General features: G+C 68.0%; 18 protein-coding genes. 12 read left to right on the top strand and 6 right to left on the bottom strand.

Translation table 11 applies throughout. The annotated features are described in order from the left end of the window. Positions 1–7: 7 nt before the first annotated feature. Both CXY76_RS08565 and CXY76_RS08560 read right to left on the bottom strand, forming a co-directional pair. On the bottom strand, positions 8–490 hold the full coding sequence (locus tag CXY76_RS08565; RefSeq protein ID WP_146073409.1) for a hypothetical protein: 483 nt from the start codon (positions 488–490) through the stop codon (positions 8–10). Between the two features lie 155 nt (positions 491–645). Further along, on the bottom strand, positions 646–1,995 hold the full coding sequence (locus CXY76_RS08560; RefSeq protein WP_233199661.1) for a glycoside hydrolase family 27 protein: 1,350 nt from the start codon (positions 1,993–1,995) through the stop codon (positions 646–648). 214 nt (positions 1,996–2,209) lie between these two features. On the opposite strand from CXY76_RS08560, the gene CXY76_RS08555 reads away from it, so the two are divergent. From CXY76_RS08555 to CXY76_RS08520, 8 genes are all read left to right on the top strand, one after another. Then, the gene (locus CXY76_RS08555) at positions 2,210–3,541 is read left to right on the top strand and encodes a sugar ABC transporter substrate-binding protein (RefSeq protein WP_104163813.1); all 1,332 of its coding nucleotides are present in this window, start codon (positions 2,210–2,212) and stop codon (positions 3,539–3,541) included. 104 nt (positions 3,542–3,645) lie between these two features. Then, a complete protein-coding gene (locus tag CXY76_RS08550) occupies positions 3,646–4,560 on the top strand; it encodes a carbohydrate ABC transporter permease (RefSeq protein WP_104163812.1) in 915 nt (304 codons plus the stop codon). Between the two features lie 11 nt (positions 4,561–4,571). Next, the gene (locus tag CXY76_RS08545) at positions 4,572–5,540 is read left to right on the top strand and encodes a carbohydrate ABC transporter permease (protein ID WP_369826111.1); all 969 of its coding nucleotides are present in this window, start codon (positions 4,572–4,574) and stop codon (positions 5,538–5,540) included. Positions 5,541–5,542: 2 nt separating this feature from the next. Further along, the gene (locus CXY76_RS08540) at positions 5,543–6,961 is read left to right on the top strand and encodes an arabinan endo-1,5-alpha-L-arabinosidase (RefSeq protein WP_104163811.1); all 1,419 of its coding nucleotides are present in this window, start codon (positions 5,543–5,545) and stop codon (positions 6,959–6,961) included. 1 nt (position 6,962) lies between these two features. Continuing rightward, positions 6,963–7,667, top strand: coding sequence for a YesL family protein (locus tag CXY76_RS08535; protein WP_158253865.1), 705 nt, complete (start codon positions 6,963–6,965; stop codon positions 7,665–7,667). A gap of 89 nt (positions 7,668–7,756) precedes the next feature. Beyond that, entirely contained in the window at positions 7,757–9,262 is a 1,506-nt protein-coding gene (locus CXY76_RS08530; protein WP_104163809.1) for an alpha-N-arabinofuranosidase, read from the top strand. Beyond that, positions 9,238–10,266: an arabinan endo-1,5-alpha-L-arabinosidase gene (locus CXY76_RS08525; RefSeq protein WP_104163808.1), complete on the top strand. Its 1,029-nt coding sequence runs from the start codon at positions 9,238–9,240 to the stop codon at positions 10,264–10,266. Before CXY76_RS08530 ends, CXY76_RS08525 begins: the two co-directional genes overlap by 25 nt. A 43-nt stretch (positions 10,267–10,309) precedes the next feature. Further along, a complete protein-coding gene (locus CXY76_RS08520; RefSeq protein ID WP_104163807.1) occupies positions 10,310–12,247 on the top strand; it encodes a glycoside hydrolase family 127 protein in 1,938 nt (645 codons plus the stop codon). A 214-nt stretch (positions 12,248–12,461) separates the two neighbouring features. On the opposite strand, the gene xylB is transcribed toward CXY76_RS08520, so the two are convergent. Continuing rightward, positions 12,462–13,877: a xylulokinase gene (gene xylB / locus CXY76_RS08515; protein ID WP_104163806.1), complete on the bottom strand. Its 1,416-nt coding sequence runs from the start codon at positions 13,875–13,877 to the stop codon at positions 12,462–12,464. Positions 13,878–14,100: 223 nt separating this feature from the next. Continuing rightward, entirely contained in the window at positions 14,101–15,249 is a 1,149-nt protein-coding gene (locus tag CXY76_RS08510) for a glycerate kinase (protein WP_104163805.1), read from the bottom strand. 166 nt (positions 15,250–15,415) lie between these two features. Here CXY76_RS08510 and CXY76_RS08505 point away from each other — a divergent pair, with 166 nt between their 5' ends. Next, positions 15,416–16,354 (top strand): aldo/keto reductase, encoded by a 939-nt coding sequence (locus CXY76_RS08505; RefSeq protein ID WP_104163804.1) that lies wholly within the window; start codon positions 15,416–15,418, stop codon positions 16,352–16,354. A gap of 40 nt (positions 16,355–16,394) precedes the next feature. On the opposite strand, the gene CXY76_RS08500 is transcribed toward CXY76_RS08505, so the two are convergent. Beyond that, positions 16,395–17,249: an META domain-containing protein gene (locus tag CXY76_RS08500; protein WP_158253864.1), complete on the bottom strand. Its 855-nt coding sequence runs from the start codon at positions 17,247–17,249 to the stop codon at positions 16,395–16,397. A gap of 259 nt (positions 17,250–17,508) precedes the next feature. Further along, positions 17,509–18,699 (bottom strand): xylose isomerase, encoded by a 1,191-nt coding sequence (xylA, locus tag CXY76_RS08495; protein WP_104163802.1) that lies wholly within the window; start codon positions 18,697–18,699, stop codon positions 17,509–17,511. A gap of 477 nt (positions 18,700–19,176) precedes the next feature. Between xylA and chvE the strand changes: the two genes are divergently transcribed. The 3 genes from chvE to mmsB all read left to right on the top strand — a co-directional run bounded on the left by chvE (position 19,177) and on the right by mmsB (position 23,161). Further along, positions 19,177–20,304 carry a multiple monosaccharide ABC transporter substrate-binding protein gene (gene chvE / locus CXY76_RS08490; RefSeq protein ID WP_104163801.1) on the top strand — a complete coding sequence of 376 codons (1,128 nt, stop codon included), beginning with the start codon at positions 19,177–19,179 and terminating at the stop codon, positions 20,302–20,304. A 125-nt stretch (positions 20,305–20,429) separates the two neighbouring features. Beyond that, the gene (mmsA, locus tag CXY76_RS08485; RefSeq protein WP_104163919.1) at positions 20,430–21,938 is read left to right on the top strand and encodes a multiple monosaccharide ABC transporter ATP-binding protein; all 1,509 of its coding nucleotides are present in this window, start codon (positions 20,430–20,432) and stop codon (positions 21,936–21,938) included. Positions 21,939–21,943: 5 nt separating this feature from the next. Then, positions 21,944–23,161: a multiple monosaccharide ABC transporter permease gene (gene mmsB, locus CXY76_RS08480; RefSeq protein WP_104163800.1), complete on the top strand. Its 1,218-nt coding sequence runs from the start codon at positions 21,944–21,946 to the stop codon at positions 23,159–23,161. Positions 23,162–23,219: the final 58 nt, after the last annotated feature.

Genomic DNA, 23,219 nt, shown 5'->3' with positions numbered 1-23,219 from the left:
GGAGAGCTCACTGCGGGTTCTGATCGGTGTCTGGCGTCACGATAGTGAAGTTCAGTGATTGGGCCTGCGGAGGCGTCACCGTATACACCTCTACCTCGAGCGAATACCGCCCGCGAACGTAGCCACGCACATAGCTCTCCTCACCCGGAGAGAACTCACTGTCCAGGTTTCGCACCCAGCCCTGATCCTCCAGCCATGGCTCCAGGTCATCGGCGAACTCGGTCGGTGTCCGAGGGCCATCGGGATAAAGATCTACACCTTGGGCCCAGTAGTAGTACTGCGGCCATTCCGCGTAGTCAGCGCCTGCCTGGCGGCTGCCCCCGAAATTCTCGTAGATGGCCTTTGCTTCCTCCTCGGGAGCCTGCGCAATAATGTCGGCACCCCAGGCATCCGCCTGTTCAACGAACACCTGCAGTTGGTCTTCCTGAGACACCACCGCTTCCGCCGGGGGCGCCTCCGACGATCCGCACCCCGACAACACGAACAACACGACCCCAGCCGTGACAACCGCCAACGCGGCACGAGTATTTAGTTGCACCATTCCCCCAAGAAAAGTCCGCCAAAGAAAAGAATTCCCCCGGCTTTTCCGAACCTTATCGGAATCACCGGCCGTCCAGCGCTACCGTGCTGACGGCCAAGCGGTTGTCAGGCGGGCGGGCTGCCGAAGAGCACCAGCCGGGTGCCATGCGCCGGCACGGCTACGGTGAGCTCGCCGCCCGCCACCTCGAGCGACCGCCCGTCCCAGAGGTCGGTGGCACCGGCGGTGGTCGCCGGCACCCCCAGCGCCGACAGCGGCAGCCGGATGTCCCGTGCGGTCTCCCCGGTGTTGAACACGGCTACGTAGACGGCCGCGGGCGCTCCCGCCGCGCCGGTGTCCTCCGGCGACCCGGCGACCGAGCTCCACACCACGGTGTCACCCTCCCGCCAGAGTTCGCGCTGCCCATGCGAGTCCCGGTGCATGCGCAGCACTGCCGCATTGGTGAGCAGCGCCAGGGTCTCCGCCGGGGTTGACGGAAGGTCGCCGCCGAACATCAGCGGGGACCGGGCCAGGCACCACAGGGTAAGCATGGTGCGTTGCTCGTCGGCGGTGAGCCGGCTCATCCGGTCTTCGCCACGCTCGGCGCGGATGCCGATGCGCCCGAGCGGCAGCATGTCGGCGTCGGCCCAGGCGCCCGGGCGCTGGTGCGGCGCCCAGCGGGCGAGGCGGCCGAACTGGTCGTAGATGTCCTCCCAGCGATCCCAGAGGTCGTCGGAGACCCGCCAGAATTCGGCGTGGCCGGCCAGGTGCTCACGGTGCGCGAGCGACAGGTCGGTGCCGGGGGAGAGGCTGAGCGTGATCGGTCGCCCCGACCGGGCGATGGCGCGGGCATAGGCCTCGATTTCCCGGGAGTGGTACGGGGCCAGCATGTCGTCGGCCTTGATGAAGTCAACGCCCCAGGCGGCGAACTGGGCGACCTGAGCGTCGTAGTAGGCCTGCGCGCCGGGGTGGTCGTGGTTCAGGCCCATGTTGTCGGGGTTCCAGGTGCAGACGGAGTCCGGATCGGCGATGTCGGCGGCGCTCACCCCGGGCAGGCCGAACACCGGCACGGCGCCGGCCACCGCGGTGCGCGGGATCCCGCGCATGATGTGCAGCCCGAAGCGCAGGCCGAGCGCGTGCACCCGGGCGGCGAGCGGGGCGAAGCCGGCGCCGCCGGCCGCCGACGGGAACCGGTTGGTCGCGGGCAGCTGGCGGCCCCAGGCATCCATCTCGATGCCGGGATCGTCGTTGTAGCCGCCGGCGCGGGCGGCGGGGTCGTACCAGGCGATGTCGACGACGATGGTGTCCCAGCCGAAGCGCAGCAGGTGTTCGGCCATGTATTCGGCGTTGGCCAGGACCTCGGCCTCCGTGACTGTTGTGCCGTAACAATCCCAGGAGTTCCAACCCATCGGGGGTCGGTCGGTGACGGGGTAGGCGGCGTGGTTCGTGGCCAGGTCAGCGGGGAATTCGAGGGACATCGAGAGGCTCCGGTTCGGTGGGCCGCCCCGGCTGCGGCGGGCAACGGGACGGTAACGTTTATTGCAACGTTGGAATTTTTTCCTGGAATTCGTTGCGATTGCTTCGAGCCTGACATACTGTTACAACGTTGTAAAACGTTTTGGACAATGGATGTCCGTCCCGTCGGGCCGTGGCATCACACTCACAGCACAGCCAATCGGGAAGGACTACGTGATGAAGAAGTCACGTCTTATCGCCGCTTCCGTAGCAATGATCGCTACGACCGGCCTCTTGCTCAGCGGATGCTCGGCAGGAGCAGCAGACACCGGTGAGAAGCAGCTCACATTCATGTTCCGCGGCGGCGAAGACGAGAAGGCCGCGTACACGACGGCCATCAAGGCCTTCGAAAAGGCCAACGACGTCAAGGTCAAGATCATCAGCACGACCGCCGATGACTACGCGACCAAGCTCAAGGCGGCCATCGCCGGCAAGCAGATCCCGGACGTGTTCTACATCGCCCAGGGCGACATCCAGGCCTACGTGAACAACGGCGTCGTCCTCGACATCACCGAGTACGTCGAAGGGTCGGACACCCTCGACCTCGACAACATCTGGGAATACGGCGTGGACAGCTACCGCTTCGACGGCAGCCTGGTCGGCGAGGGCGCCATTTATGCGCTGCCCAAGGATGTCGGCCCGTTCTCCTTCGGGTACAACAAGTCCATGTTCGAGGCCGCCGGTATCCCGCTTCCCGATGTGGACACCCCCCTGACCCTGCAGGAGTTCGTCGACATCTCCAAGCAGCTCACCGTCGACCTCAACGGCGACGGCGAGCTGGACCAGTGGGGCACCGGCCTCAACGTGCAGTGGAGCCTGCAGTCCTTCGCCTGGTCGAACGGCGCCGACTTCCTCAACAAGGACCGCACCAAGGTCACCGTTGACACCCCGGAATTCGCCGAGGCGCTGCAGTGGTTCGCGGACCTGTCCAACGTGGAGGGCATCACCCCGTCCACCTCGCAGGCGCAGACCCTCGACACCTACCAGCGCTGGATGAGCGGCCAGATCGCGTTCTTCCCGGTGGGCCCGTGGGACGTCTCCACCTACGCCGAGCTCGACTTCGACTGGGACCTGATTCCCTACCCGGCCGGCAAGACCGGTGAGTCCGCCACCTGGGTCGGCTCGCTCGGCATCGCCGTCGGCAGCACGACCGAAGACCCCGAGCTCTCCGCCAAGCTCGTCGAATACCTCTCCGCCGATGTCACGGCGCAGCAGACCCTCGTCGACGCCGGGGTGCAGATCCCGAACCTCAAGGACATGGCCGACACCTGGGTGGCCGACTCGACCACCAAGCCGGCCAACAAGCAGGAGTTCCTCGACATCGTCAACGGCTACGGTCGCGCGCTGCCGGCGAACAACACCTACAACGCCGAGTGGTATGACGAGCTGTTCACCAACATCCAGCCGGTGCTCGACGGCACGCAGACCGCCGCTGACTACCTCAAGGAGGCGCAGCCCAAGATGCAGGCATTCCTGGACGACGCCAACCTCCAGGCCGGTATCGGCTAATACCGCCCCGGATGCCGCGGCCGCGCTCTCCACGCGTGGCCGCGGCATCCGCCCCCGGCCCTCGCCGGCCCCCGTTCTCGGAATCAAGTCAAGGAAGATCGCTGATGTCCACCACAGTTCTTCGCACGAAGCCCCGCCGCTCCCGTCTACATCGGCGTGAGCAGCAGATCGCGCTCTTGTTCATCGCGATCCCCCTGATCGGGTTCCTGCTCTTCACGCTCTACCCGCTGCTGTACTCGGTCTACGCGTCGTTCACGAGCTGGAACGGACTCGCGGCGCCGAAGTTCAACGGGCTCGACAACTACATCAAGATGTGGAACGACCCGTACTTCCTCAAATCGATGTGGAACACGCTGTTCCTGATGATCGGCATCCCGATCGGCCTCGTGCTCTCGATGGCCCTGGCTCTCGGGCTCAACCGCAAGATGCGCGGCATCACGTTCTTCCGCACCGTCTACTACGTCCCGGTGATCTCCTCGATCGCCGCGATCGCCATCATGTGGCAGTGGGCCTACAACGGCGACTTCGGCCTGGTCAACCAGGTCCTCGACCTGGTCGGTATTCAGGGCCCGAACTGGCTCGCCGATAAGGACACCGTCAAGCCCGCGCTGATCATCATGGCCACCTGGAAGGGCCTGGGCTACTCCATGCTGCTCTACCTGGCCGCGCTGCAATCGGTGCCCCGGTACCTCTACGAGGCCGCCGCCCTCGACGGGGCCGGCACCTGGCAGCAGTTCCGCAACATCACCCTCCCGATGGTGCGCCCGGTCACCTTCTTCCTCGTCGTCACCAGCATCATCGGCGGTTCGCAGATCTTCATCGAGATCAACATCATGACCCCGCTCGGTGGCCCCGAATTCAGCTCGGCCTCCATCGTTTGGTACATCTGGCGCCAGGCCTTCAACAACCTGCACATGGGCTACGCATCGGCCATGTCCATCGTGCTCGGACTGATCATCTTCATCGTCACCGTCATCCAATTCCGGCTCAACCGCCGCAACCAGTTCTCGATTGACTGAAGGTTGCCACCGTGAGTACATCAACTTCCCTTCCCGGCGCAGTCCAGGCCGGCGCCCCGCTGCTCGACCCGCAGGGCGGAATCCCCAACAGCCCGGCCAGCCGCCCCGGCCGCACACCGGACGGTAAAGGTCACGCCCTGACCCGCACCACTCGGTACAAGCTCGGCAACGTGCTCGTCACGCTGATCCTCTCGCTCGGCGCGGTCGTGATGCTCGGCCCGCTGATCTGGACCTTCTCCACCTCGCTGAAGACCCACGACGCCATCTTCGCGCTGCCGCCGCAGTGGATCCCGGACCCGGTGGTGTGGGAGAACTACCTACGGGTCTGGTCGGCGGGGCCGCTGCTCAGCGGCATCCGGAACAGCCTGATCGTGGCCGGCACCGTCACCGTGATCGGCTCGCTCACCTCATCGATCGCCGCGTTCGCCTTCGCGAAGATGCGGATGCCATTCAAGAACGCCGTGTTCCTCATGCTGCTGGCCGGCCTGATGATCCCGTTCCCGACCATCATGATCCCGCAGTTCATGGTCTTCGCCGAGATCGGCTGGGTCGACACCCTGCTGCCGCTGATCGTGCCGGGCCTGTTCGGCAACATCATCATGATCTTCTTCCTCAAGCAGTACCTCGAGAACGTGCCGGACTCGATCATCGAGGCCGCCAAGCTCGACGGCGCTTCCTACCTGCAGATCTTCAGCAGGCTGATCTTCCCGGCCATCCGCCCCGCCATGGCCGCCCAGTTCATCCTCTGGTTCATGGCCGTGTGGAACGACTACCTGGCCCCGATCATCTACCTGAACACGCCGGAGAAGCAGACCCTGCAGCTCGTGATCGCGAGCTTCAACGCCCAGTACGCCAGCCAGACCGACTACCCGCTGATCATGGCGGCGTCCTTCATCGCGCTGCTGCCCGTGCTGATCGTATTCATCATCTTCCAGCGCCAGATCATCGAATCCGTCGCCCTCACCGGCGGGAAGGGCTGACCATGACCCTCATCGACCAGACCCTGCCCGGCGAGACGCTGCGCAGCCTGGCGCCGGCCCCCGCCGGCGACCCGGCAGCCTGGGGCACCCGCAACGCCCACGACCCCACCGTCGTGCGCGACACCGACGGCACCTGGTACATGTTCTCCACGGATGCCGCCGCCGGCGCCGACTCGGTGCCGGCCGGAGTGCACGTGCGCCGCTCGGACGACCTCGTGCACTGGACCTTCGTGGGCACCGCCCTGGACGGCGTGCCCGCCCCCGCATTCGAGTGGAGCCAGGCGCCCGGACTCTGGGCGCCGGAGGTCGTGCGCTGGCCGGCACCCGGCGCCGCCCCGAGCGATGCTGCCGGTGACGACGCTGCCGACGTGCGGTGGCACATGTACTACTCGGCCTCCACCTTCGGTTCGAGCACATCGGCCATCGGCCTGGCCGTGGCGAGCCGGCTGGCCGGACCGTGGGAAGACCGCGGCGTCGTTGTGGCCACCCGGGCCGGTACCGACAGCCAGAACGCGATCGACGCGGCCGTCACGGTGGACAGGTCCGGCACCCCGTGGCTGACCTACGGGTCGTTCTTCTCCGGCATCTACACGCTGCCGCTGAACCCCGCGACAGGCCGGCCGCAGACGCCGGGCGACCTGGGCGCCCTCATCGCCCGCCGGCCGGTGTCGGTGGACCGGGCGATCGAAGGCGCCTTCATCGTCTACCGCCGCGAAGAGGACCGCTACGTGCTGTTCTGCTCCTACGACTCGCTCTTCGACAGCTACAACGTGCGCGTGGCCGTGGCCGCGGAGATCACCGGCCCGTACACCGACCTGCTCGGCCACTCGATGACCGACCTCGACACCGATGCGGCACTGATCGGCACCAAGGTGCTCGGCAGCCACCGGTTCGGTGACGACACGGGCTGGCTCGCTCCCGGGCACAACTCGATCCTGATCGAGCCGGGCACGGGCGTCGACGAGTACTTCATGGTGCACCACGTGCGCTTCGCCGACGACCCCAGCCAGCACGTCGTGCAGCTGCGGCGCACCTTCTTCACCGACGCCGGCTGGCCCGTCGTCTCGCCGCAACCGTTCGCCGGTGCCGATGCGGAGCGTCTGGCCGCACCGGTGAGCCTGGCCGGTCCGTGGCGTGCGGTGCGCCTGGCCCCGGAGTCCAGTGCCCTGGTGAACGCCGACACTGTCTCCGTCGCACCGGCGCGCACGGTGACCGCGGATGCGCCCGAGCGGCTCTTCGACGGCAGCACCGAACTCGTGCGGCTCGTGGTCGGCGGCGCCGACACAAGCGGCGCCGCATCCGGCACCGAACTCGACGCCGTGGTCTTCGCCAGCTGGGACTGGGCGAATGCCAGGCCCGCCCTCTCCTTCAGCGGCCTTGCCGCCGACGGAGTGGCCTGGTTCGGCACGAGAGGCGCCTGACATGGACGACTACTCCATCGGTTGGGCCGGGAAGCTGATGCACTGGCTGCGGTTCGCGATCGCGCTCGTGGTGATCAACCTGCTCTTCATCGCGGGCACTCTCGCCGGGCTGATCGTGCTGGGTGTGTTCCCTGCGGCCACGGCCGCATCGATCCTGCTCGGCCGGCTACGCGCCGGACAACCCAGTGACAGGCTGGTGCGGGACTTCATCACCGCCTATCGAGCCCAGTTCTGGCACCTCGCGGTCGTCGCAATCCCGTTCCAGCTCGCCGCGGTGCTGGTCTTCCTCGACCTGGTGGCCTTCCAGACCACCGCGGTGGCCGGCAGCCCGGTCAGCGCCGTGCTCCTCGTTCTGCTCGTCGTGGTCTCGGTCGGCACCCTGCTCGCGGCGTTCTCGGCGATCACGATCTGCACCCGCTACCGCGACTCTGCCCGGTCGATCTGGCGGTACGCGTTCGTGCTGCCGTTCGTGTCCCCGCTGCTGAGCCTGTCCCTGATCCTGGCCCTGGGGGCGCTCACGCTCGCCCTGTTCCAGTTCGGCGTGCTGATGCCGCTCATCGGAGCCTCGGCGCCGTTGTTCGTGGCCGGTTGGCTCATCGACCACCGGCTCGCCGCCCTGGACGCCGCGCACCCCGCGCACGGCGCCGTGCGCAATGAAGACGGTGCCCTGCCGCTCGCGCCCGCCCGGCGCGCGTCGCTGGCCTGAACCGCCTCCCAACCGCTTTCCACTATTTCCCTCGCTTCACCCGACTTCGCCCCACTTTGTCAACGCTGCACAGATAGGACACGATCTCCATGACCACCGCACGAATCAGTATCGACCGCACCAATGTGGTCGCCACCATCAACCGGCGCATCTTCGGCTCCTTCGTGGAGCACCTCGGCCGCTGCGTCTATGACGGGATCTACGAGCCCGACCACCCCACCGCCAACGAGGACGGTTTCCGCCTCGACGTGGTCGACCTGGTCAAGGAGCTGGGCTCCACCACCATCCGCTACCCCGGCGGCAACTTCGTCTCCGGCTACAAGTGGGAAGACGGCGTGGGCCCCCGCGACCGGCGCCCCGTGCGCCGCGACCTGGCCTGGCACTCGCTGGAGAGCAACCAGGTGGGCCTGGAGGAGTTCGGCCGCTGGTGCGAACTGACCGGCTCCGAACTGATGATGGCCGTGAACCTCGGCACCCGCGGTATCGAATCGGCTCTCGACCTGCTTGAATACGCCAACGGCGAGGCCGGCACCGCCCTGGCCGACGAGCGCGTCGCGAACGGCAAGACCGAACCGTACGACATCCGCATGTGGTGCCTCGGCAACGAGATGGACGGCCCGTGGCAGGTCGGCCACATGTCCTCCGACGACTACGGCAAGATCGCGGCTCGCACCGCCTCGGCGATGAAGACCGCCGACCCGTCGCTGGAGCTCGTGGTCTGCGGATCCTCCGGCTCGGCGATGCCCACCTTCGGTGAGTGGGAGCGAGTGGTGCTCGAGCACAGCTACGAGTCGGTCGACTACATCTCCTGCCACGCCTACTACCAGGAGCGCAACGGCGACCTGGACTCGTACCTGGCGTCGTCGCTGGAGATGAAGTACTTCATCGACACCGTCGTGGCCACCGCCGACCACGTCAAGCACCGGCTGCGCAGCCAGAAGACCATCCAGCTCTCCTTCGACGAGTGGAACATCTGGTACCTCGACGAGCACCGCGACTCCGAGGAGGTCAACGACGAGTGGCGTTTCGCGCCGCGCCAGCTCGAGGACGTCTACTCGGTGGCGGATGCCGTCGTGCTCGGCAACCTGCTGATCACCCTGCTGCAGAACCACGACAGGGTCGGTTCGGCCTCGCTGGCCCAGCTGGTGAACGTGATCGCCCCGATCATGACCGAACCCGGTGGAGCCTCCTGGCGCCAGACCACGTTCTTCCCGTTCTCGGTGACCTCCAGGCTCGCCCGCGGCGAGGTGCTCACGCCCCGCATCGACGTCGGTACCTACGACACCGCCGTGTACGGCGCCGCCCCGCTGGTGGACTCGGTCGTGACCGCTGACGCCGAGACCGGCACGAGCGCGGTGTTCCTGGTGAACCGCAGTCAGACCGAATCGATCGAGGTGGCCATCGACGTGTCCGGGCTCGGCGCATCCGCCATCACGGAAGCCGTCACCCTGCACGACGCCGACCCGTACGCGAAGAACACGCTGGCCGACCAGAACCGGGTGGGTCTGAAGGACCTCGCCGGCGCGGTCATCGCCGACGGCACGCTCACGGTGACGCTGCCTCCCGTCTCATGGTCGGCGATCGCGCTCGGTTAGGACGAACGGGTCAGGCGGGCACGCTCGCGGGCCTGTTCGTCCTGACCCTGGCCGCGGTGCTCCTGGTCGTGCTGAGCGGTTGCTCGGCCGAGCAGGGGGCCCGCGAGCTCAGCGGTGACATCGCCACCCACGACCCCGCCTACGTGGCTGGGGCCGATGGTGAGGCGTCGTACGTGTACTCCACCGGCAACGGGCAGATCGCGGACGGCAACATCCAGATCCGCCGCTCCGTCGACGGGCTGGACTGGGAGTACGTCGGCGAGGTCTGGCAGGAGAAGCCGGACTGGCTGGTGGAGGCGGTACCCGGAGTCGACAACCTGTGGGCGCCGGAGCTCTATCAGCACGACGGCACCTGGTACCTGTACTACTCTGCTTCGCTGTTCGGCACGAACACCTCGGTGATCGCCTTGGCGACCAACAGCACCCTCGATCCGGATGCGGCCGGCTACGAGTGGGTCGACCGGGGCGAGGTGATCACCTCCGTTGGCACCGGCTATAACGCGATCGACGGCGGGGTGGTCGAGGATGCCGCCGGAACACCCTGGCTGAGCTTCGGCTCATTCTCCTCCGGGCTGCACCTCGTCGAACTCGAGTGGCCGAGCGGGCTGCGCGCCGACGACGCCGAACCGGTGTTGCTCGCGGACCGCGACCTGGCCGTGAACGCTCTCGAGGCGCCGTTCCTGCTCGCGCACGACGACTACTTCTACCTGTTCTTCTCCCGGGACTTCTGTTGCCGCGGCGTGGACAGCACTTACAACATCGCCGTCGGACGGTCGGACACCGTGGACGGACCGTACCTGGACGCCAACGGCGCCGCGCTGCTGGACGACGGTGGCACTCCGCTGCTCTCCAGCGACGGGGACAGGGTCGGCCCCGGCGGTCAGTCGGTGTCCGGCGGCACCCTCGCCTTCCACTATTACGACGCCGGCCTGGACGGCGCCTTCCAACTCGGCCTCATCCCGCTTCGCTGGGACGATGGCTGGCCGGTCGCGGACTGGGAATAGCCGCCCCGCCGTTTGCTTTTCGCCACTAGTCACAGGAGCTCTCATGCCCATCAACGGACCCGTCAGCCCGCTCGCCGGGGCGCACAGCGTGCTCCGCCCGCTACCCCTCGACGCGGTGAACCTCACCGGAACCGGGCAGCTCGCCAGTTGGCAGCGGGTGAACCGGGACGCCACCCTGGCGCACTGTGTGGAGCAGCTCGAGCAGTCGGGCGCACTGGCCAACCTGCGGATCGCGGCCGGCCTGGAGAGTGGAATCTTCCGCGGCTTCGTCTTCGCCGACTCCGACGTCTACAAGGTGCTCGAGGCCATCGGCTGGGAGGCCGGGCGTGCCGGTGGCGGGGCCGGGGCCTTCGCCGGTTTCGTCGACGACACCGTGGCGCTGCTGGAGGCGGCGCAGCAGGACGACGGCTACCTGGACTCGTTCTTCCAGGTGGCCAAGCCCGACGAACAGTTCGCCGACCTCCGCTGGGGCCACGAGCTGTACTGCCTCGGGCACCTGCTGCAGGCCGGGGTGGCGTGGCAGCGCACCCGCGGGCGCACCGACCTGCTCGAGGTGGGGCTGCGATTCGCCGGACTGGTCGAGCAGCGCTTCGGCGCGGGCGGCGTTGACGCGGTCTGCGGGCATCCGGAGATCGAGACAGCCCTCGTCGAGGTGTACCGGGTGACCGGACAGCGGCGCTGGCTCGAGCTCGCCCAGCGCTTCATCGACCTGCGTGGCCACCGGAGCGTGGGCGAGGACCGGTTCGGCTACGGCTACTTCCAGGACCACGAACCGGTACGGATGGTGCCCGGCGCCACCGGGCACTCGGTGCGCCAGCTGTACCTGGCCGCCGGTGTGGCCGACGTCTACGCGGAGGACGGCGACCCCGAGCTGCTCGCCGCCCTCGAACGCATCTGGACTGACGTGCACCAGAGCAAGATGTACGTCACCGGCGGTCTCGGCTCCCGGCACCGCGACGAGGCCTTCGGCGACCCGTTCGAGCTGCCGCCGGACCGGGCGTACTCCGAAACCTGCGCCGCGATCTCCAGCGTGCAGTTCAACTGGCGGATGCTGCTGCTCACCGGCGAGGGCCGGTTCGCCGACGAGATCGAACGCGCGCTGTACAACGCCGTCGCCGGATCGACCACGAGTGATGGCACCGCGTTCTTCTACTCCAACCCGCTGCAGGTGCGCACCCACCGGGACGGCGCCCACGAGCAGGCCCCGGACCGCCGGGTGGGCTGGTACGACTGCGCCTGCTGCCCGCCCAACCTGGCCCGGCTGGTCTCGTCGCTGCAGCACTACGCGGCGACGACCGCTGACGGCTCCCTGCAACTGCACCTCTACGAGACCGGCACCATCGAGCTCGGCGAGGTCGGCGGTGTGGCGACCGTGGCCCGGATCAACACCGGCTACCCGGTCGACGGGGTGGTGGCGATCGAGTTCGACGCGCCGTTCAGCGGCGGCGAGGTGGCCCTGCGGGTGCCCGGCTGGGCGGAGTCCTGGCGGCTGAGGGTGAACGGGGATGCTGTGAAGCCTGCGATGACCGGCGGCTACCTGCGGGTGGCGGGGACGGACCTCCGCTCGATCGAGCTGGTGCTGGAGATGCCCGTGCGGCTGAGACGGGCGCATCCGCAGGTGGATGCGGTGCGCGGCTGCGTCGTGGTGACGCGCGGGCCGCTGGTCTACGCGCTCGAACAGGCCGACCTGCCCGAGTCGCTGGTGCTCGAGGATTTCGTCGTGGATGCCGCTGTGCCCGCCGAACTCGGCCCCGTCGACCCGCTCCTGGGGTTGCCGCTGGTGCGGATCGCCGGGTCACGCCGGGCGTCGCACTCGGAGGAGCTCTACCCGGTGGCCGGGCAGGCGGGACCTGCCGGGTCTGTGGGGTTCGCTGATCCTGCCGGGTCTGCCGGCGGCGCGATCACGGTGACCGCGGTGCCGTACTACCGCTGGGGCAACCGCGCACCCGGCGGCATGCGCGTCTGGATCCCCACCAGCTAGCGTCGTCAGTTCCCGGCCCATTTCGCGAAAGCGGAGTAACGGTTGCTTCGGGTCACGTGAAGCGACCACAACCCCGCTTTCGCGAAATGCCGTACCCCGCGCCCGGGGCGAAGAGGCCCCAAGTCGGTCGCGAAAGCGGAGTAACGGTTGCTTCGGGTCACGTGAAGCGACCACAACCCCGCTTTCGCGAAAATGGGACAGCGGGATGCGGGCGTCAGGCGCGGTGCGCGGCGTACTGGGCGCGGATGACCGGGCGGAAATCCGGGGTGGGGTGCGCCTCGACCGCCACGGACCAGGCCGGGCGGGTGCCCGTGAGCGACCAGGCCGCCTGGGCGGCACCGCCGTCGGCGACGTACTCGCCGGGGGTGGGCACGGCCACGGGCGCATCGAACACCTGCGCGGCGATGAACTGCACCGCCGGGTTCTGCGCCGCTCCGCCGATCAGCAGGATGCGTTCGACGCTGACTCCCTGCGCCCGCACGGCGTCCAGCCCGTCGGCGAGCCCGCACAGCAGCCCCTCGATCGCGGCCCTGGCCAGGTTCGGCCGGGTGGTCGAGGCCAGGGTCAGCCCGAACAGGGAGGCCGTGGCGTCGGGCAGGTTGGGGGTGCGCTCGCCCTCGAAGTACGGCTGCAACACCAGGCCCTGAGCGCCGGGCTCGGCCTCCAGCGCGAGCCGGCCCAGTTCATCGTGGTCCACGCCGAGCAGGCCGGCGATCGAGTCCAGGATGCGTGCGGCGTTGAGCGTGGCGATCAGCGGCAGGTGCAGCCCGCTGGCGTCGGCGAACCCGGCGACGGCGCCGGAGGCATCCTCGCTGGGCACCGCGGTGACGGCGAAGACCGTGCCGCTGGTGCCGATCGACACGATCACGTCGCCGGCCGCGGCTCCCAGGCCCAGGGCGGCGCCGGCGTTGTCGCCGGCGCCCACGCCCACGACGAGGCCGGCGGGCACGCCGGGCAGGGCCACTGTGGTGCCGGCGGTCTCGCCAGGGCCGAGCACCCGGGGGAGCACGGCGTCGTGGCCGAGCCCGCGCACGAGCAGCTCACGGTCGTATGCATCGAGGGCGGCCGAGAAGTAGCCGGTGCCGCTGGCATCCGAACGGTCGGTGGCCAGTGCGGTCAGCACCGGGCCGAGCTCGCTTTCGCCGGCCGGGCCGTAGCCGCGCAGCCGCCAGCTGAGCCAGTCGTGCGGGAGGGCGACGGCGGCGACCCTGACGGCGTTGGCCGGTTCGGCATCGCGCAGCCAGCGCAGCTTGGTGACCGTGAACGAGGCCACCGGTACGACGCCGGTGCGTCGGGCGTATTCCGCGGCGCCGACCTCGTCGATCAGGTCGGCGGCGGCCTGCGCGCTACGGGTGTCGTTCCAGAGCAGGGCCGGGCGGATGACGCGGCCGTCTTCATCGAGCACCACCATGCCGTGCTGCTGGGCGGCCACCGACACGGCGGCGACGTCGTCGAGCCCGCCGGCATTGTCGACGGCGGCCAGCAGGGCATCCCACCAGGCGGCCGGATCGACCTCGGTGCCCGCCGGGTGGCTCGCCTTGCCGGTGCGCACCAGCGCGCCCGTCTCGGCATCCCGCACAACAACCTTGCAACTCTGTGTCGACGAGTCGACTCCGGCAACCAGCGCCATGACGCACTCCAAACCTCAAAAATCCGCGGTGGTGGGCACAACTCCTGCAATTCTCGACCCGGTCCGAGGTCGGCCCCGGACTTCCGGGGCTGGGTGCGGATGGGCATCAGAATTGCAGGAGATATGCCACCACCCGCGGGTCGGTGGCATCCTCGCCGTCGGCCCGGGGTGGTTCACACATAAAATGTTCTGGGTCTAAACATATTCGGTCCGGCGGGGATGTTCAAACGGTCGCGGGCCGCCGCGGCAGCGCGAGCAGTCGGCAGGTGGTGGCGACGGCGCGCTCAAGATTGGCCGCGCCATCGGCGAGTGCGCTGGGCAGGTCGGAGACGCCCGGCAGGATGGGCACCAGGGCGGCGAAGCCGTGCTGGTAGAGCACCTCGGCGCCGGACCCGATTCGGCCGGCGAACGCGATGACCGGGACGCCGCGCAGACCAGCCGCCTCCGCGACGCCCAAAGGGGTCTTCCCGCTCAGGGTCTGGGAGTCGATGCTGCCCTCGCCGGTGAAGACGAAATCGGCACCGGCCATCAGGTCGGCCAGGCGCACAGCATCCATCACGAGATCCACACCACTGCGCAGCTCGGCCGGGAAGAACGCCAGAAAGGCGGCCCCGAGTCCACCGGCCGCTCCGGCGCCGGGGCGGGCGGACACATCCGCGCCGGTCAGGGCGGCGATCACGGTGGCGTACACGCCCAGTGCGGCGTCGAGCTCGCGCACCGTGGCGGGGTCGGCGCCCTTCTGCGGACCGAAGACGGCGCTGGCGCCGGCGGCCCCCACCAGCGGATTCGTGACGTCACTGGCGATCTGGAACGTGCTGCCGGCCAGCCGCGCGTCGAAGCCGGACAGGTCGATCCGGTGCAGCCGCACCAGGGCCGCACCGCCGCGGGGCAGGTCCGCCCCGGAATCGTCGAGCAGACGGGCCCCGAGAGCCTCGAGCATCCCGGCGCCGCCGTCATTCGTCGCCGAGCCGCCCAGACCCACGATGAAGCGCGTCGCACCGAGGGCCAGCGCGTGTCCGATCAGCTCGCCGACGCCGTAGGAGCTGGTGATCTTCGGGTCCCGGTCGGCGAGGGCGACCAGGGTTATCCCGGCCGCGGCCGCGATCTCGATGATCGCCAGTCGTTCGTGAGCGACATAGCCGTACCGGGCCTGAACGGGGCGTCCGAGGGCGTCGTGCACCGGTGCGCTGACGACGCTGCCGCCCAGGGCGCCCACCAGGGCCTCGGTGGTGCCCTCGCCGCCATCCGCCATGGGCACGCCCACGCAGTCGGCGTCGGGAAACACCGACAGCACACCGCGTCGCATGGCGGCGACGGCCTCGACCGCGGTCATCGATTCCTTGAACGAGTCGGGGGCCAGAACGAATTTCATTGGATCGATCCTCTGTTGGAAGCGACGACAGGCCGGGAAGAGGTCGGCCCCTCCCGCCCGAACGCCCAGTTCTCGACACGGTACTGCATGCCGATCGCGGTGCCCCTGATCTTCGTCGGGTTCTCGATCCGCTCCGCCCTCCTGCAAGAGGGACTAGCCTCGCCCCATGGTCTCCCTCAATCCCCGGCCCGCTGGCCCGCAGGCGCTTCTGTTGTCTCCCCTCACCCTCGGCACCTCGGGTTGGTCGCCGCGGAGTGCCGCCGAAAGCAGCGCCACGGATGCCCTGGCCGCATCCTGGGCGGCCGGCCGGCTCAGCACGAACGTCATCGACACGTCCAACATCTACGGCGACTCGCACTCCGAGGAGGTCATCGGAAAGGCGCTGGCCGGCTCGGTCGGTCCGGGACTGGTCGTGCAGACCAAGCTTGACCGTGACGTGGCGCAGAACGACTTCTCGGCGGCGCAGATGGAACGATCCCTGCGGCAGTCGCTCGACCGGCTGGGCCTCGATTCCGTCGACATCCTGTTTCTGCACGACCCCGAGAACGTCGGTTTCGAGAGCGTCATGCAGCCCGGCGGCGCCGTGGATGCGCTCGTGGCCATGCGGGACCGGGGCGTGGCCCGTCACATCGGCATCTCTGGCGGACCGGTCGCGATGATGCGGCGATTCGTGGACACCGGCATCTTTGACGTTCTGATCAACCACAACCGTTTCACCCTGGTGGACCGCTCGGCGTTGAGCCTGTACCAGGCGGCCAGGGACCGGGGCGTGATCGTCGAGAACGCGGCACCGTTTGGCGCCGGGATCCTCACCGGAGACCCCCGGTTCGCCGGCTCCTACGCCTACGGCCCGATCCGGCCGGAGACCCAGGCGGCCGTGGACGCCGCCACCCGCATCGCGGTCGAGGCCGGCATCCCGCTGGCAGCGCTCGCGCTGCAATTCAGCCTGCGGCATCCGCTCGTGGACACGACGGTGGTGGGCGTGCGCAACCGTGAGCGCTTCGACGAGGCCGTCGCCCACGCCTCAATCGACGTGCCGGATGCGGTCTGGGCCGAGCTGGACACCATCGCCCCGCCGCCCGGCAGCGGCGTCGACGACGCCTGAGCAGCTGAGTGCCGTCCTGAGTCAGCTTCCGCTGAGGTGATCAGCCCCGCTCGAGTAGGCCCAACTCGACACCGTCTGCGTCCAGCAGCCGCAACTGGTCGTCGTCGATGACGGCCAGCCTGGCCTGGGCCACCCAGGACGGCACCAGGACGAGATCGCAGCCCATCAAGGTGGACCCGCCTGCCGTGGCGAGGAGGGCACCGGCGCCATCGACCGTCCAGCGGCCCTGATTCCCGTTGCAGCCGTCGGATCCGGTCCAGGAGCCATCCGTTTCAAAGAGCACGTGCGGCTCGGTGAAGCCATCGAAGGAGGTCGGCACCCACCGTCCGGTCAGCGAGTCGGTCGTGGCGGGGGTTGACCCGTCGGGGACGGCGACCGGCCTGCGCAGGTCCGCGCGCACCGCGTCCGTGATCGGGGGCGGCTCGGTGAAGAAGTCCGCCGCGGTCGGGATCGGGTCCGGCTTGCCGTCGACCGTCAGGCTCGCGACCACCGTGCCGTCCGCGTCGACGAGTTCCCAGCCTGCGTCGGTCGGCTGATACCCGGTGACCGATTCGAGCCAGGCCACGTCAGGAATGCTCCCGTTGGCGGCACAGGCGTCGCTGGCTCCGTTGACGGAGGCCAGGAACAGGGTATCGGTCGCCCGCCAGTCGCCCATGATCATGCCGCAGTCCCGCCACACCTCGAAATGCGGCACGTCCAGCCGCAACCAGGTGTCGGCCTCCTCCTCGGCGACTCCCGAGACCCGCCACAGGTTCACCAGCCCGATCGAGGTAGAGTCGGCGGTTGTTCCCGGGCCCACCGGCGGCGCGCCGGGGGCGCCGGCGCATCCGGTCAGAGTGAGAGCCAGCCCGCAGAGCAGCCCCACCACCATCGGTAGCCGACGCCGCCGTGCCATCCCTGCCGTGTGCCGCATGCGCCTGCCCCGTCCGCTTGCCGATGCCCCTGTCGCGGGTCAGGCTACCAGCGCCGTCCCCCGCCGTAACGTCCCAGTTCGCCCGCCGGACTTCCTCGCGAACTGAGAGAAAAGCACCCAAAACTCGCTCGGGAAGGTGCTTAGCTCACGGTTCGCGAATGGGGTGCGGTTCTTCACGGCAGGGCGAAGCCCCGGCCAGGAGAACCTGGCCGGGGCCGGTGGTGCGGGAAGGCGCTGAGGGTTAGCGGGCGCCGAGCAGGTGCTCCAGGGCCAGCTGCTGCAGGCGTACGAAGCCGAAGCCCTTGCCGCCGAAGTACTCCTCGGGGGCGAAGTCCTCGTAGGCGCTGGTGTCGGCGAGGAAGTCGTCGTAGCTCTCGCCGGCGGCCAGGGTCGTCTGCGACAGTTCCGGCACGCGCGACGCGGCCAGCTGCTCCTGCACCTCGGGGTCGGCGCGGAACGCCGCGGCACGCTCCTTGAGCAGCAGGTAGGTGCGCATGTTCGCGGCGGCGGAGTCCCAGACGCCGGTGATGTCCTCGGTGCGGCTCGGCTTGTAGTCGAAGTGACGCGGGCCGTCGTAGGACGGGCCACCGTTCGGGCCGCCGTTTTCGAGCAGGTCCACCAGCGAGAACGCGTTCTGCAGGTCGCCGTGACCGAAGACCAGGTCCTGGTCGTACTTGATGCCGCGCTGGCCGTTGAGGTCGATGTGGAACAGCTTGCCCTGGTAGAGCGCCTGGGCGATGCCGGCGGTGAAGTTCAGCCCGGCCATCTGCTCGTGGCCGACCTCGGGGTTGACGCCGACGAGTTCGGGGCGCTCGAGGGTGGTGATGAACGCCATGGCGTGGCCGACCGTGGGCAGCAGGATGTCGCCGCGCGGTTCGTTGGGCTTGGGCTCGATGGCGAAACGGATGTCGTAGCCCTTGTCGGTGACGTAGTCGCCGAGCAGGTTGACGGCCTCGCGGTAGCGGTCCAGGGCCGCACGGATGTCCTTGGCAGCGTCGTACTCGGCGCCCTCGCGGCCGCCCCACATCACGAAGGTCTTGGCGCCGAGCTCGGCGGCGAGGTCGAGGTTGCGCATGACCTTGCGCAGGGCGAACCGGCGCACGGCACGGTCGTTGGAGGTGAAGCCGCCGTCCTTGAAGACCGGGGCGCTGAAGAGGTTGGTGGTGACCATCGGCACGATCACGCCGGTGTCGGCGAGGACCTGCTTGAGGCGGTCGATCTCCTTCTGGCGGGCGGCATCCGTGGAGCCGAAGGCGAAGAGGTCGTCGTCGTGGAAGGTGAGGCCGTATGCGCCGAGTTCGGCGAGACGGGTGACGGCCTCGACGGTGTCCAGCTGCGGGCGGGTGGGCCCGCCGAACGGGTCAGCCCCGTTGTAGCCGATGGTCCACAGGCCGAAGGAGAACTTGTCGGCGGGGGTGGGGGTGAGGGACATGTTCGGTGCTCCGATTCAGCTTCATTGGCGATTTGTTGCAATTACCAACATATTACACACGCGCGGCCGATCCGTACAGCAGCCCGCGCAGCCGGAAGGAAAACCCCCGGCCACAACATATTGACCGGAGGCTCACCCGCGCGCCTCTCTGCGACGTTGACACAATCGAATGGTTTCGACGATTTCCCCCGCAAATGCGTCCCGATGCGGCAGGTGGCATCGCACCAACCCCCCAAACAGGGGCATTTCCTCTTTTGCCCCTAGGCAAACCGAGGAGGGGCGAGATAAGTTCTGTCCGTCAACAAAGGCCGCGTTTTGCGCGGTGGGTCAATCACAGCGATGTCCCGTTACAAGGAGGTAACCCTGACACGCCCCGCCCAAAGCCGGGAGGGTGCGGAACAGGAATTTCCTCCTCTGGCAGGCCCGTTCCCTCGGGTCTGTGGTGACTGGCAGCTCTCAGAGAGGAAAGCTCCAACTATGTCCAGACGTAAGAAAATTCTCGCCCTCGCAGCCACAGGCATCTTCGCGCTGTCGCTCGCGTCCTGTTCCGCCGATGCCGGAACCTCCGGAGGAGGCGGCGACGACGCAGCCGCCGGTGCCGAGTGCAACGTCGGCATCTCGATGCCGACCCGCTCGCTGGAACGCTGGATCAACGACGGCGAGCAGCTCAAGACGCTGCTCGAAGACGCCGACTGCACGGTCGACCTGCAGTATGCCGACAACAAGACCGACCAGCAGATCAGCCAGATCCAGAACCAGGTCGCCGGCGGCGCCAAGATCCTCGTGGTCGCCGCCATCGACGGCGAGGTGCTCGCCCCGGTGCTCGCCGAGGCCAAGAAACAGGACGCCACCGTCATCGCCTACGACCGCCTGATCAACGGCACCGAGGACGTGGACTACTACGCGACCTTCGACAACTACAAGGTGGGCCAGCTGCAGGGCGAGTTCCTTCAGACCGAGCTCGACCTGGCCAACGCGACCGGGCCGATCTCGATCGAACCGTTCGCCGGCAGCCCCGACGACAACAACGCCAAGTTCTTCTTCTCCGGCGCCTGGGACGTTCTGCTGCCCTACGTGGAGAGCGGCGTCCTCGTGGTTCCGAGCGGCCAGTCGCCCGCCTCCAACGACGACTGGGCCTCGATCGGCATCCAGGGCTGGGCCAGCGACAAGGCGCAGTCCGAGATGGACAACCGCCTGTCGTCCTTCTACACCGGCGACGAGAAGGTCGACGTGGTGCTCTCCCCGAACGACAGCCTGGCGATCGGCATCATCGCATCGCTGAAGTCGGCCGGCTACGCGCCGGGCGCCGACTACCCGCTGATCACCGGACAGGACGCCGACAAGGCCAACGTCAAGGCGATCCTCGACGGTGAGCAGTCCATGACGGTCTGGAAGGACACCCGCACGCTCGGCGAGCAGGTCTTCACCATGATCGAGGAGATCGTGGCCGGCGACGAGGTCACCGTCAACGACACCGAGACCTACGACAACGGCGTGAAGGTCGTGCCGTCCTTCCTGCTCGACCCCGAGGTCGTCGTCAAGGACGACGTGCAGTCCAAGCTCATCGACTCCGGCTTCATCAAGGCATCGGATGTCGGCCTCTAACCAGCCGACCCCGGCCGGCCTGCCCGAGTGAGCAGGCCGGCCTCCTAGACGGGCACCCGGGAAACCGGGTGCCCGGTCCACCAGCAAAACAGGAGAGCGCAGTGGAGCATTCGATCATCCTCAGGATGAACAACATCGTGAAGGACTTCAACGGGGTGAAGGCCCTCGACGGCGTCTCCCTCGAGGTTACGAGAGGGCAGGTGCACGGCATCTGCGGGGAGAACGGCGCCGGCAAGTCCACGCTGATGAAGGTCCTCAGCGGGGTCTACCCGGCCGGCAGCTTCGACGGAAGCATCGAGTTCGAGGACCACGAGGTGGCCTACAAGTCGATCAACGACAGCGAGCACGACGGGATCGTCATCATCCATCAGGAACTGGCGCTGAGCCCGTACCTCTCGATCGCCGAGAACATCTTCCTGGGCAACGAGAACGCCACCCGCGGGGTGATCGACTGGAACAAGACCAACCGCGAGGCCGCACTGCTGCTGGCCAGGGTGGGCCTGAACGAGAACCCGGCCACCAAGATCCTCGAGCTCGGCGTGGGCAAGCAGCAACTGGTCGAGATCGCCAAGGCGCTCTCCAAGCGGGTCAAGCTGCTCATCCTCGACGAACCCACCGCGGCCCTCAACGACGAAGACTCCACGCACCTGCTCGGCCTGATCGACCACCTGCGCACGCAGGGCATCACCTGCATCATCATTTCCCACAAGCTCAAGGAGATCAAACGCATCGCCGACACCGTCACGGTGATCCGCGACGGCAAGACCATCGAGACCATCGACATGGCCGGGCCGGATGCCACGGAGGCTCACATCATCCGCGCCATGGTCGGCCGGGACCTGAACAATCTCTTTCCGCCGCGAGAGCCGGCCGTGGGCCAGGAGGTGCTCCGGGTGGAGAACTGGACGGTGCATCACCCCGTCGACGTGGCCCGCAAGGTCGTCGACGGCGCCTCCTTCACCGTGAACGCCGGCGAGATCGTCGGTTTCGCCGGCCTGATGGGCGCCGGCCGCACCGAGCTGGCCATGAGCCTGTTCGGCCGCTCCTACGGCACCAACATCTCCGGCCAGGTCTTCAAGGACGGCACCGAAATCCAGATGCGCACCGTGGGGGAGGCGATCGAGCACGGTTTCGCGTACGCCACCGAGGATCGCAAACGCTACGGCCTCAACCTGATCGGCGACATCACCGTGAACGTGTCGGCGGCCGCCCTGGCCAAGCTGGCCAAGTACGGCGTGATCGACCGGCATCGGGAGTACAAGGTCGCGGACTCCTACCGGCAGAAGATGAACATCAAGGCGCCGTCGGTCACCTCGATCACCGGCAAGCTCTCCGGCGGCAACCAGCAGAAGGTGGTGCTGTCGAAGTGGATCTTCTCCGGCCCCGACGTGCTGATCCTGGACGAACCGACCCGCGGCATCGACGTGGGCGCCAAGTATGAGATCTACGGAATCATCAACGAGCTCGCCGCGCAAGGCAAGGCGGTCATCGTGATCTCCTCCGAACTGCCCGAACTGATCGGCATCTGCGATCGCATCTACGCGATCTCGGAAGGAAAACTCACCGGCGAGGTCGCCAAGGCCGACGCCTCGCAGGAAACCCTCATGCACTACATGACCGCAGGAAAGGACTGAGCGCGATGACCACCACCACGCCAGCGAGCAAAGCGCCCACCGAGCCCCCGGTGAAGCGCCGGATACCCAAGCTCTCGATCAACCTGCGCCAGTACGGCATCGTCGCCGCCCTGGCCGTGATCGTCATCCTGTTCCAGATCCTCACCGACGGGCGCCTCCTGCTGCCCGGCAACGTGAACAACCTCATCCAGCAGAACGCCTACGTGCTGATCCTCGCGATCGGCATGGTCATCGTGATCATCGCCGGCCACATCGACCTGTCCGTCGGCTCGGTCGTGGCTTTGGTGGGCGCGGTCGCCGCGATCAGCATGAACAACTGGGGCCTGCCCTGGTGGGGTGCGGTTCTGGTGTCGCTGCTGGTCGGTGCCGTGGTCGGCGCCTGGCAGGGCTACTGGGTGGCCTTCGTCGGGATCCCGGCGTTCATCGTCACCCTGGCCGGCATGCTCATCTTCCGCGGCCTCACCCTGGTGCTGCTCACCGGCGGAACCATCAGCGGCCTGCCCGCCGAATTCACCGCGATCGGCGCCGGCTGGCTGCCGTCGTACCTGGGCGAACTGGGCGGGCGCGACGTGCTCACCCTTGCGCTGGGCATCCTCACCGCCGTGGCCCTGATCGTGTTCCAGCTGCGCACCCGCGCCACCCTCGCCCGGCTGGACCTGCCGCGCGAACCGCTCGCGTCGATGTGGATCAAGAACGGCATCGCCGCCATCGCGATCGTCTGGTTCGCCTGGCTGCTCAGCGACTACAGCGGCACCCCGATCATCCTGATCGTGCTCGCCGCGCTCATCCTGATCTACAACTTCGTGCTCAACCGCACGGTGTTCGGCCGCCACGTCTACGCCATGGGCGGCAACCTCTTCGCCGCCGTGATGAGCGGTGTCAAGACCAAGTGGGTCAACTTCTACATCTTCGTGAACATGGGCGTGCTGGCCGGCCTGGCCGGTGTGGTCTCAACCGCTCGGGCCGGCGGCGCGGTCGCCTCGGCGGGCCAGAACTACGAGCTCGACGCGATCGCCGCCGTCTTCATCGGTGGTGCGGCCGTGCAGGGCGGCGTCGGTACGGTGGTCGGCGCCGTGGTCGGTGGCCTGGTGATGGGCGTGCTCAACATGGGCCTGTCGATTCTCTCGGTGGATGCCGCCTGGCAGATGACGATCAAGGGGCTGGTGCTGCTGCTGGCCGTGGCATTTGATATCTTCAACAAGCGGCGCGCCGGGGGACGATAACACTGACGCAGCCCGACGTGTCCCGTCGGGCACCGCACCCGAGAGGACCGTGACCCAC

This window comes from Cryobacterium sp. N22, from assembly GCF_002929555.1.
Lineage (GTDB): Bacteria > Actinomycetota > Actinomycetes > Actinomycetales > Microbacteriaceae > Cryobacterium.
This window is presented reverse-complemented; position numbering and strand designations above follow the sequence as displayed.